12 protein-coding genes are annotated in these 17,415 nt (G+C 70.6%); 3 read left to right on the forward strand and 9 right to left on the reverse strand.

Features of this window, described 5'->3' with window-relative positions; translation table 11 throughout:
• Positions 1–149: 149 nt before the first annotated feature.
• From DVH02_RS07515 to fahA, 3 genes are all read left to right on the forward strand, one after another.
• Positions 150–1,634, forward strand: coding sequence for a peptide MFS transporter (locus DVH02_RS07515; RefSeq protein ID WP_114622940.1), 1,485 nt, complete (start codon positions 150–152; stop codon positions 1,632–1,634).
• 97 nt (positions 1,635–1,731) lie between these two features.
• Positions 1,732–3,735 carry a CocE/NonD family hydrolase gene (locus DVH02_RS07520; RefSeq protein WP_114622918.1) on the forward strand — a complete coding sequence of 668 codons (2,004 nt, stop codon included), beginning with the start codon at positions 1,732–1,734 and terminating at the stop codon, positions 3,733–3,735.
• 248 nt (positions 3,736–3,983) lie between these two features.
• Positions 3,984–5,207: a fumarylacetoacetase gene (gene fahA, locus DVH02_RS07525; RefSeq protein WP_114622919.1), complete on the forward strand. Its 1,224-nt coding sequence runs from the start codon at positions 3,984–3,986 to the stop codon at positions 5,205–5,207.
• 71 nt (positions 5,208–5,278) lie between these two features.
• Here fahA and nuoN read toward each other — a convergent pair whose 3' ends face one another.
• From nuoN to nuoF, 9 genes are read right to left on the reverse strand one after another with little or no spacing between them, the layout of a single operon-like run.
• Positions 5,279–6,931, reverse strand: a complete 1,653-nt coding sequence (gene nuoN, locus DVH02_RS07530; RefSeq protein ID WP_114622920.1) for an NADH-quinone oxidoreductase subunit NuoN — start codon at positions 6,929–6,931, stop codon at positions 5,279–5,281.
• Positions 6,928–8,505, reverse strand: a complete 1,578-nt coding sequence (locus DVH02_RS07535) for an NADH-quinone oxidoreductase subunit M (protein ID WP_114622921.1) — start codon at positions 8,503–8,505, stop codon at positions 6,928–6,930. The genes nuoN and DVH02_RS07535 overlap by 4 nt, the downstream gene beginning before the upstream one ends.
• 6 nt (positions 8,506–8,511) lie before the next feature.
• The gene (gene nuoL / locus DVH02_RS07540; protein ID WP_114622922.1) at positions 8,512–10,407 is read right to left on the reverse strand and encodes an NADH-quinone oxidoreductase subunit L; all 1,896 of its coding nucleotides are present in this window, start codon (positions 10,405–10,407) and stop codon (positions 8,512–8,514) included.
• A 14-nt stretch (positions 10,408–10,421) separates the two neighbouring features.
• On the reverse strand, positions 10,422–10,721 hold the full coding sequence (gene nuoK, locus DVH02_RS07545) for an NADH-quinone oxidoreductase subunit NuoK (protein ID WP_114622923.1): 300 nt from the start codon (positions 10,719–10,721) through the stop codon (positions 10,422–10,424).
• On the reverse strand, positions 10,718–11,548 hold the full coding sequence (locus DVH02_RS07550) for an NADH-quinone oxidoreductase subunit J (RefSeq protein ID WP_114622924.1): 831 nt from the start codon (positions 11,546–11,548) through the stop codon (positions 10,718–10,720). The genes nuoK and DVH02_RS07550 overlap by 4 nt, the downstream gene beginning before the upstream one ends.
• The gene (gene nuoI, locus DVH02_RS07555; protein ID WP_114622925.1) at positions 11,545–12,126 is read right to left on the reverse strand and encodes an NADH-quinone oxidoreductase subunit NuoI; all 582 of its coding nucleotides are present in this window, start codon (positions 12,124–12,126) and stop codon (positions 11,545–11,547) included. The genes DVH02_RS07550 and nuoI overlap by 4 nt, the downstream gene beginning before the upstream one ends.
• Positions 12,127–12,154: 28 nt before the next feature.
• Positions 12,155–13,555: an NADH-quinone oxidoreductase subunit NuoH gene (gene nuoH / locus DVH02_RS07560; protein ID WP_114622926.1), complete on the reverse strand. Its 1,401-nt coding sequence runs from the start codon at positions 13,553–13,555 to the stop codon at positions 12,155–12,157.
• On the reverse strand, positions 13,552–16,062 hold the full coding sequence (locus DVH02_RS07565; protein ID WP_114622927.1) for an NADH-quinone oxidoreductase subunit G: 2,511 nt from the start codon (positions 16,060–16,062) through the stop codon (positions 13,552–13,554). Before DVH02_RS07565 ends, nuoH begins: the two co-directional genes overlap by 4 nt.
• Positions 16,059–17,414, reverse strand: coding sequence for an NADH-quinone oxidoreductase subunit NuoF (nuoF, locus tag DVH02_RS07570; RefSeq protein ID WP_114622941.1), 1,356 nt, complete (start codon positions 17,412–17,414; stop codon positions 16,059–16,061). Before nuoF ends, DVH02_RS07565 begins: the two co-directional genes overlap by 4 nt.
• Between the last annotated feature and the right edge of the window lies 1 nt (position 17,415).

Below are 17,415 nucleotides of genomic sequence, written 5' to 3' on the forward strand. Positions count from 1 at the left end.
ACACGGATTGTCGATGTGTCGCTGTCACCACTCAAGTCAGCGTATCCGGTCCCCTTTCGATCACCATGGGCGGCTTCCCGGCACCGCCGGTATGTTCGAGATCGGCCATACGATCAGGAGTAGCCGTTTTGTCCGGAACCACGACCGACATGCACGCCGGCGAGGACACCCCGCCCCCTCGCGACGATCGCGCCTTCCTCGGCCACCCCCGGGGACTGCTGACCCTCTCGGGCCTGGAGGTCTGGGAGCGCTTCTCGTTCCTCGGGATGCAGGCGATCCTGGTCCTCTTCTTCGTCGCCACCGCCAGGAACGGCGGCCTCGGGATGGAGCCCGGCACCGCCGCCTCGATCTCCGCCGCGTACGGGACCCTCGTCTATCTGCTCTCGGTGGCGGGCGGCTGGCTGGCCGACCGGATCCTCGGCTCGTACCGCGCGGTGCTCTGGGGCGGCGTCCTCATCGCGCTCGGGCACTACGCGATGGCCGTCCCCGCGGCGGCCATGACCTGGGTGGGCCTCGGCCTGATCAGCGCCGGTACGGGACTGCTCAAACCGAACGTCTCCGCCATGGTCGGCAAGCTCTACCGTACGGAGGACGAGCGCAGGGACGCCGGTTTCGCCCTCTACTACATGGCGATCAACATCGGCGCCTTCCTGGGGCCGCTGGTCACCGGCTGGCTCGGCGACCACGTCAGCTGGCACTGGGCGTTCTCGGCCGCCGCCGCGGGAATGACGCTCGGACTGATCCAGTACGTGGCGGGCCGCCGTCACCTGGCCGGGCGCAGACACGCCGCCGAGTTCGCCCTCGCGCCGGAGCCGATGCGCCGCGCCGTCCGGCTGATGGCCGCGGGCGCGGCCGTCGTCGCCGTCGTCGCGGTGACGCTCTCGCTGGCCGGGTGGCTCACGATCGCCCGCTTCGCCGACGTGCTCACCGTGATCTCGGTGCTCGCGCCGGTCGTGTACTTCGCCGTGATGTTCAAGAGCCCCCGGGTGAGCGCGGAGGAGCGCGGCAGGCTGCGCCCGTACGTGGTGCTGTTCCTGGCGTCCGTCTTCTTCAATTTCATCCTCTTCCAGGCGTACTCGACGATGATCCTGCTCGCCTCCACCAACGCCGACACCTCGATCCTGGGCTTCACCTTCCCGGCCGGCTGGTACGCGTCCGCCCTGGGCGCCTTCGAGGTGGCGCTCGCGCCCGTCGTCGCGGCGGTCTGGGTGCGGATGGGCCGCAACCAGCCGCACGCCTCGAACAAGATTGCGATCGGGGTGATCCTCGGCGGGCTGTCGTTCCTGCTCATGGTCCTGCCCACCTCAGGGCACGGCGGGAGCGACTACCGGATGGCCGCCTGGTGGATCGTCGGCTCGTATCTGCTGCTCGGCCTCGGCGACATCCTGGTGGAGACCTCCGGTCTGTCCGCCTCCACCAAGCTCGCGCCGAAGGCGTTCGCCAGCCAGACCCTGGCGCTCTGGTTCCTCTCGCTGGCGCTCGCCAACGGCATCCAGGCCCAGACGGTGAAGCTGTACGGCCAGGTCTCGCAGCCCGCGTACTTCGGCGTCAACGGCGCCATCGCCGTCGTGGCCGGACTCGCCGTGATCGCCGCGGCGCCCTGGATGCGCCGCACGATGCACCCCGTCCGCTGAACGGCCTGATCCGCTTCCTGTCGCACCCCGGGCCGTGCCGCCCCCGCCGCCCGCCGCCCCCGTTCCACCGCCCCCGACTCCGTCCGAGGTGACCGGCATGTCCCCCACCGTCCGCACCGACTTCCCGTACGGGACGACCCGCGAGGACGTACGCGTCCCGCTCTCCGACGGCACCCGCCTCTACGCCCGGATCTGGCGCCCGGTCACCGACGAGCCCGTCCCCGTCCTGCTCGAATACCTGCCCTACCGGCTGAGCGACTGGACGGCGCCGCGCGACTGGCAGCGCCACCCCTGGTACGCGGGCCACGGCTACGCCTCCGTACGCGTCGACGTACGCGGGCACGGCAACAGCGAGGGGCTGCCGGGCGACGAGTACGACGCGACCGAGCTGGCCGACGGCGTCGAGGTCGTCAACTGGCTCGCCGCACAGCCCTGGTCCAGCGGCAAGGTGGGCATGTTCGGCATCTCCTGGGGCGGCTTCAACTCGCTCCAGCTCGCCGCGCTCGCACCCGAGGCGCTGAAGGCGGTCGTCACCGTCTGCTCCACCGACGACCGGTACGACAACGACGTCCACTACATGGGCGGCTCGGTCCTCGCCGTCGACATGCACGCCTGGGCGGCCACCATGCTGGCCTTCGTCTCCCGCCCGCCCGACCCGCTGTACGCGGGGGCCGGCTGGCGCGCGATGTGGCTCGAACGCCTCGAAGCCGTCGATCCGTTCATCCACACCTGGCTGGACCACCAGACCAGGGACGCGTACTGGAAACACGGCAGCGTCTGCGAGGACTACGGCGCGATCAAGGCGGCCGTCCTCGCGGTGGGCGGCTGGCACGACCCGTACCGCGACACCGTGCTGCGGCTGGTCGAGCGGCTGGAACCGGGCCGGGTACGGGGGCTGATCGGGCCCTGGTCGCACCAGTACCCGGACCGGGGCCTGCCGCCGGGGCCCGCCATCGGCTTCCTCCAGGAGACGCTGCGCTGGTGGGACCACCACCTCAAGGGCGCCGAGACCGGGATCATGGAGGAGCCGCTGCTGCGCTCCTGGATCAGCGCCTCGCACCCGCCCGCGACCGGCTACCCCGAGCTGCCGGGCCGCTGGGTCGGCGACACCGCCTGGCCCTCGCCCCATGTCACCGTCGTGCCGTACGCCTTCAGGGGCGAGCCGGTCGTCGTCGACTCGCCGCACCACACGGGGCTGGACGCGGGCCGCTTCTTCCCGTTCGGCAACGACGCGGACCTGCCGCCCGACCAGCGGGACGAGGACGCCAAGTCGGCCTGTTTCGACTTCCAGGTCACGGGCGAACGCATCGAGATCCTCGGGCGGCCCCGGGTCACGCTGCGGCTGCGGCTGGACGTCCCGGCGGGACAGGCCATCGCCCGGCTGTGCGACGTCGCGCCGGACGGCTCCTCCACCCTGGTCACGCGCGGCGTGCTCAACCTCTCGGCCAGGAACGGCCGGGACCGGGCAGAACCGTGGCCCGAGGGCGCGACCGAGGACGTCACCTTCGAACTCAACGGCATCGGGCACACCTTCCCGCCCGGCCACCGCATCCGGCTCGCCGTCTCGTCCGCGTACTGGCCGTGGATCTGGCCGCGCGCGGAGTCGGCGGGCTTCACACTGGACCCGGCGGGCAGCTCGCTCGAACTGCCCGTACGGGCACCGGTCGCTGAGCCGCGCCCGCTCACCTTCGAGCCCGCCGAGCAGGCGGAGCCGCTGGGCGTGGTCTTCCCGGCGACGCTGGACGAGGAGCGGCCCGAGCGGCTGGTGGTGCGCGACGTCGCGCAGGGCACCTGGCGGCTGGAGGTCGACCCGCGCTACGGCGGCTCCCGCGTCTACCCGGACGGGCTCGAGTTCACCGAGGACGCGCTGGAGACGTACACGATCCAGGAGAGCGACCCGCTGTCGGCGCACACCCGCTCGGACTGGACGATCCGGCTGCACCGGCCCGAACTGGGGTGGGACACCCGGGTGCGGACGCGCTCCGAGATCAGCTGCGACGCCGAGTCCTTCCTCACCACCAACGAGGTGGTCTGCCACGACGGCGACGAGGTGGTCTTCCACCGGACCTGGGAGAAGAGGATTCCGCGCACGGCGGGCTGAGACGCGCAGGGGGACCGGGACCGGCCGGGAGACACCGGTGAGGAGACGGGAAGGCGCCGGGGAGGAGCTGAGGAGGGGCCGAGGAGGGGCCGAGGAGGGGCCGCCGCCGGTACTACCGCCGGTAGCTCCTCCCGGCCGTCCGGAACACCCGCGTCCGTTCGGGCAATGCGGGCTTTTTATCACTGCCGCCACAGGGCAACACCGACGTAACGTGTCCTGCATCGATCCGGAAAGCGAGGCAGTACCCCATGCCCGAGCAGAGCCCGCTCGAACCGGCCGAAGGCGACCCCTTCGGCCCGCACAACCTCCCGTACGGAGTGTTCTCCACCCCCGCAGAGCCCGACCGCCGCCGGCTCGGGGTCCGCATCGGCGACCACGTACTGGACGCGGGAGCGGCGGCACATGCCCTGGGCTCCCCGTACTCGGCGCTGCTCGACCGGCCGAGCCTCGACCCCCTGATGGGCGCGGGGCGTACGGCCTGGCGTGATGTGCGCCGCGCCCTGACCGCGTGGGTCACGGTGCCCGCGCACCGGCCCGCCATAGAACCGCTCCTGTACCCGCTCGACACGGTGACGCTGCATCTGCCGTACGAGGTCGCGGACTACGTCGACTTCTACGCGAGCGAACACCACGCCACCAACGTGGGCCGGATCTTCCGCCCCGACGGAGCGGCGCTGACCCCCAACTGGAAGCATCTGCCGATCGGTTACCACGGCAGGGCCGGCACGGTCGTGGTCTCCGGTACGGAGGTACGGCGCCCGTCCGGGCAGCGCAGGGCGCCCACCGACGCGGCGCCCGCCTTCGGGCCCTCGGTGAAGCTGGACATCGAGGCGGAGGTCGGCTTCGTCGTCGGCACACCGTCCCGGCAGGGCGACCCGGTGCCGCTCACCTCGTTCCGCGACCACGTCTTCGGTCTGTCGCTGCTCAACGACTGGTCGGCGCGGGACATCCAGGCGTGGGAGTACGTGCCGCTCGGCCCGTTCCTGGGCAAGTCCTTCGCGACGTCCGTCTCCGCGTGGGTGACTCCGCTGGAGGCCCTGGACGCGGCCCGGGTCGCTCCCCCGGCCCGTACGGAGCCGCTGCTGCCCTATCTGGACGACGCGGACGACGAGGAGCCGGGCGGCTTCGACCTGCGGATCTCCGTCGCGCTCAACGGCGAGGTGATCTCCGAGCCGCCGTTCTCCACGATGTACTGGACGGCCGCCCAGCAACTGGCCCATATGACGGTCAACGGCGCCTCCCTGCGCACGGGCGACCTCTTCGCGTCGGGCACCGTCAGCGGCGCCGACCGCGCGCAGCGCGGCTCGCTGCTGGAGCTGACCTGGAACGGCACAGAACCGCTGGAACTGGGCTCCGGGAAAAGGGCGTTCCTGGCGGACGGCGACGTGGTGACCCTGACGGCCTGGGCCCCGGGCCCGGACGGCACCCGGGTCGGCCTGGGCGAGGTGACGGGTCGGATCGCCGCCGCGTGAACCCGGCCCCGTACAACCGGCGGGGCCCGGCACCTGGAGTGCCGGGCCCCGCCACGCGCGCCGCCGCGCCGCTACCGCACGAAGACCCCCGCCTGGCCCGCCAGGTCCAGGAAGTACTGCGGGGCCACGCCCAGGACCAGGGTGACGAGGACACCCACGGCGATGGCCGTCATGGTCAGCGGTGAGGGCACCGCGACGGTCGGGCCCTCGGGCTTGGGCTCGCTGAAGAACATCAGCACGATGACGCGGATGTAGAAGAACGCGGCGATCGCCGAGGCGATCACACCGACCACCACCAGCGCGCCCGCGCCGCTCTCCGCCGCCGCCTTGAAGACGGCGAACTTGCCCGAGAAGCCCGAGGTCAGCGGGATACCGGCGAAGGCGAGCAGATAGACCGCGAAGACCGCGGCCACCAGCGGCGAACGCCGCCCGAGCCCGGCCCACTTGGACAGGTGCGTCGCCTCGCCGCCCGCGTCGCGCACCAGCGTGACCACCGCGAACGCGCCGATCGTGACGAACGAGTAGGCCGCCAGATAGAAGAGGACGGACGAGATGCCGTCGGCCGTCCCGGCGATCACACCGGCCAGGATGAAGCCCGCGTGCGCGATGGAGGAGTACGCGAGGAGCCGCTTGATGTCGGTCTGGGTGATGGCGACGATCGCGCCGCCCAGCATGGTGACGATGACGACGCCCCACATCACCGGCCGCCAGTCCCAGCGCAGCCCCGGCAGCACGACGTACAGCAGGCGCAGCAGCGCGCCGAACGCGGCGACCTTGGTCGCGGCGGCCATGAAGCCGGTGACCGGGGTGGGCGCGCCCTGGTAGACGTCGGGCGTCCACATGTGGAACGGCACCGCGCCGACCTTGAAGAGCAGCCCCATCAGGACCATCGCGCCGCCGATGAGCAGCAGCGCGTCGTTGCCCATGGTGTCGGCGAGGGCCGGGCTGACGTTCTGCACGGTGCCGTCGACGACCTCGGCGATGCGCGCGTACGACACGGAGCCGGCGTACCCGTAGAGCAGGGCGATACCGAAGAGGAGGAACGCCGAGGAGAAGGAGCCGAGGAGGAAGTACTTGACCGCCGCCTCCTGGGACAGCAGCCGCTTGCGGCGGGCCAGCGCGCACAGCAGGTAGAGCGGGAGGGAGAAGACCTCCAGCGCGATGAAGAGCGTCAGCAGGTCGTTGGCCGCCGGGAAGACGAGCATGCCCGCGACCGCGAACAGCGCGAGCGGGAACACCTCCGTGGTGGTGAACCCGGCCCTGACCGCGGCCTTTTCGCTGTCGCTGCCCGGCACGGACGCGGGCTGCGCGGCGAAGGAGTCGACACGCTTGCCGTGACTCTCCGGGTCGAGCCCGCGCTCGGCGAAGGTGAACACGGCGACGACCGAGGCGAGCAGGATGGTGCCCTGGAGGAAGAGCGCCGGTCCGTCGACCGCGATGGCGCCCATCGCCGCGATGTGCTTCCTCGTCGTGCCGTATCCGTCGGCGGCGAGGGCGACCACCGCCGCGAACGAGGCGGCCAGCGCGACCAGGGAGAGGAACAGCTGGGTGTGGTAGCGCCCCTTGCGGGGCACGAACGCCTCGATCAGGATGCCGAGGACCGCGGCGCCCAGCACGATGAGCACCGGGGACAGCTGCGCGTACTCGATCTTGGGAGCCGGGATCGTGGCGACTCGGTCGGCCGCCGCGGTTGTCCACAGGCTGTGGACGACAGTCGCACTCATGGAGCGGCCTCCACCTCGGGCTTGGGATCGGTCTTCTGGACGTCGGACATCGTGTGCTCCACCGCCGGGTTGACGATCTCGGTCAGCGGCTTCGGGTAGACGCCGAGGAAGAGAAGCAGCGCGATCAGCGGGGTGACCACCACCAGCTCCCGGATCCGCAGATCCGGCATGGTCCTGACCGCGTCCTTCACCGGCCCGGTCATCGTGCGCTGGTAGAGGACGAGGACGTAGAGCGCGGCGAGGACGATGCCCACGGTGGCGATGACGCCGACCACCGGATAGCGGCTGAACGTCCCGACCAGGACCAGGAACTCACTCACGAACGGGGAGAGTCCCGGCAGGGAGAGCGTGGCGAGGCCGCCGATCAGGAAGGTCCCGGCGAGGACCGGGGCCACCTTCTGCACCCCGCCGTAGTCGGCGATGAGCCGCGAGCCGCGCCGCGAGATCAGGAATCCGGCGACCAGCATCAGCGCGGCCGTCGAGATCCCGTGGTTGACCATGTAGAGCGTGGCGCCCGACTGGCCCTGGCTGGTCATCGCGAAGATGCCCATGATGATGAAGCCGAAGTGCGAGATCGACGCGTAGGCGATCAGCCGCTTGATGTCGCGCTGGCCGACCGCGAGCAGCGCCCCGTAGACGATGCTGATCAGCGCCAGGACGAGGATCGCGGGCGTGGCCCACGTGGAGGCTTCGGGGAAGAGCCCGAGGCAGAAGCGGAGCATCGCGAACGTGCCGACCTTGTCGACCACGGCGGTGATCAGTACGGCGACGGGCGCGGTGGCCTCGCCCATGGCGTTGGGCAGCCAGGTGTGCAGCGGCCAGAGCGGCGCCTTCACGGCGAACGCGAAGAAGAAGCCCAGGAAGAGCCACCGCTCGGTGCCGGTCGCCATGGACAGCGAGCCGTCGGCCCGCGCCGCCACGATCTCGGAGAGCGAGAAGGTCCCGGCGACGACGTAGAGGCCGATGACGGCGGCCAGCATGATGAGCCCGCCGACCAGGTTGTAGAGGAGGAACTTGACGGCCGCGTACGAACGTTGGGTGGCCGCCGCCTCGTCACCCCCCGCATGGGCGCGGTCGCCGAACCCGCCGATGAGGAAGTACATCGGGATGAGCATGGCTTCGAACAGGATGTAGAAGAGGAAGACGTCGGTGGCCTCGAAGGAGAGGATCACCATCGCCTCGACCATCAGGATCAGCGCGAAGAAGCCCTGCGTCGGACGCCAGCGGCGGTTGGGCCTGGCGTCTTCGAGCGGGTCGGCGTCGTGCCAGCCGGCCAGGATCACGAACGGGATCAGCAGCGCGGTCAGCGCGAGCAGCGCGACCCCGATGCCGTCCACGCCCAGCTCGTAGCGGACGCCGAAGTCCGCGATCCAGGCGTGGGACTCGGTGAGCTGGTAGCGGGCGCCGCCGGGTTCGAAGCGGACCAGGACGAGAACGGCCAGCGCGAGCGTGGCCAGCGAGAAGAGCAGCGCCAGCCACTTGGCGGCGGTGCGCCGGGCGGCCGGGACGGCCGCCGTGGCGATCGCGCCGACCGCGGGCAGGACCGCCGTCGCGGTCAGGAGAGGGAACGACATATCCGGTTACACCGCCCTCATCAGCAGGGTCGCGGCGATGAGCACTGCCGTACCTCCGAACATCGAGACCGCATAGGTGCGGGCGTAGCCGTTCTGCAGCTTGCGCAGCCGGCCGGAGAGCCCGCCGAACGAGGCCGCGGTGCCGTTGACCACTCCGTCGACCAGGGTGTGGTCCATGTAGACGAGCGAGCGGGTGAGGTGCTCGCCGCCGCGCACCAGGACGACGTGGTTGAAGTCGTCCTGGAGGAGGTCGCGGCGGGCGGCGCGGGTGAGGAGCGAGCCGCGCGGCGGGGCGACCGGCACGGACGCGCGTCCGTACATCAGCCAGGCGACGGCGACGCCGATCACCAGGACGACCATGGTGGCGCCGGTGATGACGCCCGCGCTGAGCGGCGCGTCCCCGTGGTCGTGTCCGGTGACGGGCTCCAGCCAGTGCAGGAAGCGGTCACCGAGGGAGAAGAACCCGCCGGCGAACACCGAGCCGACCGCCAGGACGATCATGGGGATGGTCATGGACCGGGGGGACTCGTGCGGATGCGGGGCGTCGCCCTTCGCGTCGGGCTGCCAGCGCTTCTCGCCGAAGAAGGTCATCAGCATCACGCGCGTCATGTAGAAAGCGGTGATCCCGGCGCCGAGCAGCGTGACGGCGCCGAGGATCCAGCCCTCCGTGCCGCCCTTGGCGAAGGCCGCCTCGATGATCTTGTCCTTGGAGAAGAAGCCGGACAGTCCGGGGAAGCCGATGATCGCCAGATAGCCGAGGCCGAAGGTGACGAAGGTGACCGGCATGTACGTGCGCAGACCGCCGTACTTGCGCATGTCCACCTCGTCGTTCATGCCGTGCATGACCGAACCGGCGCCGAGGAAGAGCCCGGCCTTGAAGAAGCCGTGCGTCACCAGGTGCATGATCGCGAAGACGTAGCCGATCGGGCCGAGGCCCGCCGCGAGGATCATGTAGCCGATCTGCGACATCGTCGAACCGGCGAGGGCCTTCTTGATGTCGTCCTTGGCGCAACCGACGATCGCACCGAACAGCAGCGTCACCGCGCCGACCACCACGACCACCAGCTGGGCGTCGGGGGCCGCGTTGAAGACGGCGCTCGACCGGGTGATCAGATAGACGCCCGCCGTCACCATCGTCGCCGCGTGGATCAGGGCCGAGACGGGGGTCGGGCCCTCCATCGCGTCGCCGAGCCACGACTGGAGCGGCACCTGCGCGGACTTGCCGCAGGCGGCCAGCAGCAGCATCAGGCCGATCGCCGTCAGCTTGCCCTCGGACGCGTCCCCCGTGGCGGCGAACACCGGTCCGAAGGCGAACGTCCCGAAGGTGGTGAACATCAGCATGATGGCGATCGAAAGGCCCATGTCACCGACACGGTTGACGAGGAACGCCTTCTTCGCGGCCGTGGCCGCGCTGGGCTTGTGCTGCCAGAACCCGATGAGCAGGTACGAGGCGAGCCCGACGCCCTCCCAGCCCAGGTACAGCAGGAGGTAGTTGTCGGCGAGGACCAGGATCAGCATCGCCGCCAGGAACAGGTTGAGATAGCCGAAGAAGCGGCGGCGCCGCTCGTCGTGCTCCATGTACCCGATGGAGTAGAGGTGGATCAGCGTGCCCACACCGGTGATCAGCAGGACGAAGGTCATCGACAGCTGGTCGAGCTGGAAGGCGATGTCCGCCCGGAACCCCTCGACGGGGACCCAGCTGAACAGGTGCTGGTGCAGCGAGCGGTCGTCCGCGCTCCTGCCGAGCATGTCGCTGAAGAGCACCACGCCGATCACGAAGGACGCGGCGGCCAGCAGGGTACCGAGCCAGTGGCCCGCGCGGTCGAGCCGGCGCCCGCCGCACAGCAGGACCGCCGCTCCGATCAGAGGCGCCGCGACGAGCAGCGCAATCAAGTTCTCCACGATTCAGCGACCCCTCAGAGCTTCATCAGGCTGGCGTCGTCGACCGAGGCCGAGTGGCGGGAACGGAACAGCGACACGATGATCGCGAGCCCGACCACGACCTCCGCGGCGGCGACGACCATCGTGAAGAAGGCGATGATCTGGCCGTCGAGGTTGCCGTGCATGCGGGCGAAGGTCACGAACGCGAGATTGCAGGCGTTGAGCATCAGCTCGATGCACATGAACACCACGATCGCGTTGCGCCTGATCAGCACACCGGCCGCGCCGATGGTGAACAGCAGGGACGCGAGATAGAGGTAGTTGACCGGATTCATCGCTTCGCCTCCTCCTCGTCCCGGCCGAGCCGGTCGGCGGAACGCTGCTCCAGCGCCTTGATGTCGGCGATGGCCTCGGCGGACACGTCGCGGATCTGGCCCCGGTCCTTCAGCGTCCTGTTGACCGTCAGGTCGGACGTGGTGCCGTCCGGCAGCAGGCCGGGGATGTCCACCGCGTTGTGCCGGGCGTAGACGCCGGGGGCGGGCAGCGGCGGCAGCTGGACGCCCGCGCGGACCCGGGCCTCGGCCATCTCCCGCTGCGTCAGCGCGCGTTCGGTGCGCTCGCGGTGGGTGAGCAGCATCGCCCCGACGGCCGCGGTGATCAGCAGCGCGCCGGTGATCTCGAAGGCGAACACGTACTTCGTGAAGATCAGCGCGGCCAGGCCCTGTACATTGCCCCCGGCGTTGGCCTGGCCGAGACCCGTGAACGAGTGCAGCGACGCGTTGCCGATACCGGCGATCAGCAGGATGCCGAAGCCGAGCCCGCAGGCGGCGGCCCACCAGCGCTGGCCCTTGAGCGTCTCCGTGAGGGAGTCCGCGGCGGAGACACCGACCAGCATCACCACGAACAGGAACAGCATCATGATCGCGCCGGTGTAGACGACGACCTGGACGATGCCCAGGAAGTACGCCCCGTTGGCCAGGTAGAAGATCGCGAGGACGATCATCGTCGCGGCCAGACAGAGCGCGCTGTGCACCGCCTTCTTCATCAGGATCGTGCAGAGCGCGCCGACCACGGCGACCGTGCCGAGGATCCAGAACTGGACGGCCTCACCGGTCGAGGTGGCGGAAGCCGCGAGCGTGGCGGAAGCGGCGAGGGAGTTCATGCCTCGGCCCCCTCGTCCTGCGGCTTCTCGCCCTTGGAGACGGCGGCCTGGGGCACCGTCCCCGGCGCGGCCTCGGTGACCAGGCCCCGGTAGTAGTCCTGCTCGTCCATGCCAGGGAAGATCGAGTGCGGCGACTCGACCATGCCCTCGTCAAGTCCCGCGAGGAGCTGCTCCTTCGTATAGATGAGGCTCTCGCGGGAGCTGTCGGCCAGCTCGAACTCATTGGTCATCGTCAGCGCCCGGGTGGGGCACGCCTCGATGCACAGCCCGCAGAAGATGCAGCGCGCGTAATTGATCTGGTAGACGCGGCCGTAGCGCTCGCCCGGGGAGTAGCGCTCCTCCTCCTGGTTGTCCGCGCCCTCCACGTAGATCGCGTCCGCCGGGCAGGCCCAGGCGCACAGCTCGCAGCCGATGCACTTCTCCAGGCCGTCCGGGTGCCGGTTCAGCTGGTGGCGGCCGTGGAAGCGCGGCGCCGTCACCTTCTGCTGCTCCGGATACTGCTCGGTCAGCCGCTTCTTGAACATGGCCTTGAAGGTCAGCCCGAAGCCGGCCACCGGATTGCGAGGGGGACGTGGCACGTCTCCCTCATGGGACTCATGCGAAGAGTCAGACACTGTCAGCCTCCTTTCCGTCACTCTCGGATCCGTCACTCACAGTATTGCCCCCGCCACTGACAATCAGCTCCCGCTCACGGCGGGGCTGCCTGCGCGGTACGGGCGGCAGCGTCTGGCCGGGCAGCGGAGGCACCGGGAACCCACCGGCCATCGGGTCGAAGGCGGGTGGCTCCGGCTCGTTCTCCGCCGCGGCCTTGTCCTTGCGGTCGCGGAAGATGTCCACGACGAAGGAGAGCAGCAGGAGCGTGATGATCGCCCCGGCGACGTACAGCAGGATCTGCTGGAAGCCGTAGTTCTCGTTGCGCAGCACCCGTACGGTCGCGACGAGCATCAGCCAGACCAGCGAGACCGGGATCAGCACCTTCCAGCCGAGCTTCATCAGCTGGTCGTAGCGCACGCGCGGCAGTGTGCCGCGCAGCCAGATGAAGAAGAACAGCAGCAGCTGGACCTTGAGGACGAACCAGAGCATCGGCCACCAGCCGTGGTTCGCGCCCTCCCAGAAGGTGGAGATCGGCCACGGCGCGCGCCAGCCGCCCAGGAAGAGCGTGATGGCGACGGCCGACACGGTGACCATGTTGATGTACTCGGCGAGCATGAACATCGCGAACTTGATCGACGAGTACTCGGTGTTGAAGCCGCCGACGAGGTCACCCTCGGACTCCGGCATGTCGAACGGGTTGCGGTTGGTCTCGCCGACCATCGTGATGATGTAGATGACGAAGGAGACGGGCAGCAGCAGCACGTACCAGCGGTCCGCCTGCGCCTCCACGATCGCCGAGGTCGACATCGACCCGGAGTAGAGGAAGACGGAGGCGAACGCGGCGCCCATGGCGATCTCGTACGAGATCATCTGCGCGCAGGAGCGCAATCCGCCGAGCAGCGGATACGTGGACCCCGAGGACCAGCCCGCCAGGACGATGCCGTAGATGCCGACCGAGGCCACCGCGAGGATGTACAGCATCGCGATGGGCAGGTCGGTGAGTTGCATCGTGGTGCGCTGGCCGAAGATCGAGACCTCGTTGCCCGACGGGCCGAACGGGATCACGGCGATCGCCATGAACGCGGGGATCGCGGCGACGATCGGCGCGAGGACGTAGACCACCTTGTCCGCGCGCTTGACGATGACGTCTTCCTTGAACATCAGCTTGGCGCCGTCGGCGAGCGACTGGAGCATGCCCCAGGGGCCGTGCCGGTTGGGGCCGATGCGCAGTTGCATCCAGGCGACGACCTTGCGCTCCCACACGATCGAGAAGAGCACGGTCACCAGCAGGAACGCGAAGCAGAACACGGCCTTGACGACCACGAGCCACCACGGGTCCCGGCCGAACATCGACAGGTCCTCGGCGGCCAGTACGGTCGGCTGCGCCGCGGCGAGTCGGTCGAGGGCGGTCATGCGCGCACCTCCGGTGTCGCGTCGGCCGGGGCGGCCGAGCCTGCTGGGGCGATCCGGACCAGGGTGCCGGGGGCGGCTCCGGTGTCCGCGAGGACGCCCGAGCCCGTGGAGTTCAGCGGCAGCCAGACCACCCGGTCGGGCATCACCGTCACCCGCAACGGGAAGGTGACCGCGCCCGCCGGTCCGCTGACGGCGAGTTCGTCGCCGTCCTTGACGCCGGTCTCCTCGGCCGTCGCGGCCGAGAGCCGGGCGACCGCCGCGTGGCGTGTGCCCGCCAGCGCGTCGTCGCCCTCCTGGAGCCGGCCCAGGTCGAGCAGGAGCCGGTGGCCGGCGAGGACCGCCTCGCCGGTGGCGGCGCGCGGGACCGGCCGGGCCGACTCCCGCGGCTCGGTGGCGCGCGGCCCGTCCCAGCCGCCGAGCCGGTCCAGCTCACCGCGTGCGGCGCGCAGGTCCGGCAGGCCCAGATGGGTGTCCAGCGCGTCCGCCAGCATGTGCAGCACGCGCGCGTCGCTCGGTGCGAGGCGCCGGGTCATCTGCTCGGGCTTCAGCGAAGCCTCGAACAGCCGGGCCCTGCCCTCCCAGTTGAGGAAGGTGCCGGGCTTCTCCGCGACGGCCGCGACCGGCAGGACCACATCGGCCCGCTCCGTGACCTCGCTGGGCCGCAGCTCCAGCGAGACGAGGAAGCCGACCGCGTCCAGCGCGGCCCGCGCGGCAGCCGGGTCGGGCAGGTCGGTGACCTCGACGCCCGCGACGAGCAGGGCGCTCAGCTCGCCGGTGGCGGCGGCCTCCACGATCTGGCCGGTGTCGCGCCCGTACCGGTGCGGCAGTTCGCGTACGCCCCAGACCGCCGCGGTCTCCTCACGGGCGCGCGGGTCGGTCGCCGGGCGCCCGCCGGGCAGCACCGAGGGGAGCGCGCCCGCCTCCAGGGCGCCGCGCTCACCCGCCCGGCGCGGGATCCACACCAGCCGGGCGCCGGTCGCGGTGGCCGCGCGCGCGGCGGCGGTCAGCCCGCCGGGCACGGCCGCCAGCCGCTCGCCGACGACGATCACCGCGCCGGGCTCGCGCAGCGCCGCGGCGGCCCGCTCACCGTCCGCGTCGAGCCCCGTCCGCCCGGCCAGCGCGTCCAGCCACTCGGTCTCGGTGCCGGGCGCGGCGGGCAGCAGCGTGCCGCCCGCCTTCTCCAGGCCCCGGGTGGCGAACGGCGCGAGCGAGAAGGTGCGCTGGCCGCGCTTGCGGTGCGCCTTGCGCAGCCGCAGGAAGACGCCGGGCGCCTCCTCCTCGGACTCGAATCCGGCGAGCAGGACCGCGGGTGCCTTCTCCAGCGCGGTGTACGTGATCCCCGTACCGTCCAGATCGCGGCCCCTGCCCGCGACATGCGCGGCCAGGAAGTCGGCCTCCTCGCCGCTGTGCACGCGGGCCCGGAAGTCGATGTCGTTGGTGTCGAGGGCGACCCGCGCGAACTTGGCGTACGCGTAGGCGTCCTCGACGGTGAGCCGGCCGCCGGTGAGCACTCCGGCCCGGCCGCGCGCGGCACTCAGCCCGCGCGCGGCGGCCTCCAGCGCCTCGGGCCAGCTGGCCGGGGCGAGGACCCCGTCCGCGTTCCGTACGAGCGGGGTGGTGAGCCGGTCGGGCTTCTGCGCGTAGCGGAAGCCGAACCGCCCCTTGTCGCACATCCACTCCTCGTTGACCTCGGGGTCGTCGGCCGCCATCCGCCGCATGACCTTGCCGCGCCGGTGGTCGGTACGGGTCGCGCAGCCGCCCGCGCAGTGCTCGCACACGCTCGGCGAGGACACCAGGTCGAAGGGGCGGGAGCGGAAGCGGTACGCCGCCGAGGTGAGCGCGCCGACCGGACAGATCTGGATGGTGTTCCCGGAGAAGTACGACTCGAACGGGTCGCCCTCGCCGGTGCCGACCTGCTGGAGCGCGCCGCGCTCGATCAGCTCGATCATCGGGTCGCCCGCGACCTGGTTGGAGAAGCGGGTGCAGCGCGCGCACAGCACGCAGCGCTCACGGTCCAGCAGCACCTGCGTGGAGATCGGCACCGGCTTGGCGAACGTGCGCTTCTTGCCCTCGAAGCGGGAGTCGGCGGAGCCGACCTGCATCGCCTGGTTCTGCAGCGGGCACTCGCCGCCCTTGTCGCAGACCGGGCAGTCCAGCGGGTGGTTGATGAGCAGCAGCTCCATCACCCCGCGCTGGGCCTTCTCGGCGACCGGTGAGGTCAGCTGCGACTTGACGACCATGCCGTCGGTGCAGGTGATCGTGCAGGAGGCCATCGGCTTGCGCTGGCCCTCGACTTCGACGATGCACTGGCGGCAGGCGCCGGCCGGGTCGAGCAGCGGATGGTCACAGAAGCGCGGGATCTCGATGCCGAGCAGTTCGGCGGCGCGGATCACCAGCGTTCCCTTGGGGACGGAGATCTCCACGCCGTCGATGGTCAGCGAGACGAGGTCCTGGGGCGGGACCGCCGCCTCGCCACCGCCCGCGGGGGCGGATGCGGTGACTGTCATGCGTTCACCTCCGGGTGCGGGTTCTGGTCAGCCCACGCGGTGGACTTGGCGGGGTCGAGGGGGCAGCCCTTGCCGGTGACGTGCTCCTCGTACTCCGCGCGGAAGTGCTTGAGCGAGGAGAAGATCGGCGAGGCGGCGCCGTCACCGAGCGCGCAGAACGACTTGCCGTTGATGGTGTCGGCGATGTCGTTGAGCTTGTCGATGTCCGACATCCGCCCCTTGCCCGCCTCGATGTCGCGCAGCAGCTGGACCAGCCAGTAGGTGCCTTCGCGGCACGGTGTGCACTTGCCGCAGGACTCGTGGGCGTAGAACTCGGTCCAGCGGGTGACGGCCCGTACGACGCAGGTCGTCTCGTCGAAGCACTGGAGCGCCTTGGTGCCGAGCATCGAACCGGCGGCGCCCACGCCCTCGTAGTCCAGCGGGACGTCGAGGTGCTCCTCGGTGAACATCGGTGTGGAGGAGCCGCCAGGGGTCCAGAACTTGAGGCGGTGGCCGGCCCGGATGCCGCCGCTCATGTCGAGGAGCTGGCGCAGGGTGATGCCGAGCGGGGCCTCGTACTGGCCGGGGCTGGTGACATGGCCGCTGAGCGAGTACAGCGTGAAGCCGGGGGACTTCTCGCTGCCCATCGACTTGAACCAGTCCTTGCCCCGGTTGAGGATCGAGGGAACCGACGCGATGGACTCCACGTTGTTCACCACGGTGGGGCAGGCGTACAGACCCGCCACCGCCGGGAAGGGCGGTCGCAGCCTGGGCTGTCCGCGACGGCCCTCCAGCGAGTCCAGCAGCGCGGTCTCCTCGCCGCAGATGTACGCGCCCGCGCCCGCGTGCACGACGACGTCGAGGTCGAGTCCGCTGCCGAGGATGTTCGTGCCGAGGTAGCCCGCCGCGTACGCCTCGCGCACCGCCTCGTGCAGCCTGCGCAGGACGGGGACGACCTCGCCGCGCAGATAGATGAACGCCTGCTGCGAGCGGATCGCGTAGCAGGCGATCACGATGCCCTCGATGAGGGCGTGCGGGTTGGCGAAGAGAAGGGGGATGTCCTTGCAGGTTCCCGGCTCCGACTCGTCGGCGTTGACGACGAGATAGTGCGGCTTGCCGTCGCCCTGCGGGATGAACTGCCACTTCATCCCGGTGGGGAAGCCCGCGCCGCCCCTGCCGCGCAGTCCGGCGTCCTTGACGTACGCGATGAGGTCGTCGGGCGCCATGGCGAGGGCCTTGCGCAGGCCCTGGTAGCCGTCGTGCCGTTCGTAGGTGGCCAGGGTCCAGGACTCGGGCTGGTCCCAGAAGGCCGACAGGACCGGGGCGAGGAGCTTCTCCGGGCTGGTTCCGTTCTCGCCGAGCTGAGTCGCCATG

Origin of the sequence: Streptomyces corynorhini, assembly GCF_003346515.1 — a bacterium.
Taxonomy (GTDB): Bacteria; Actinomycetota; Actinomycetes; order Streptomycetales; family Streptomycetaceae; genus Streptomyces; species Streptomyces corynorhini.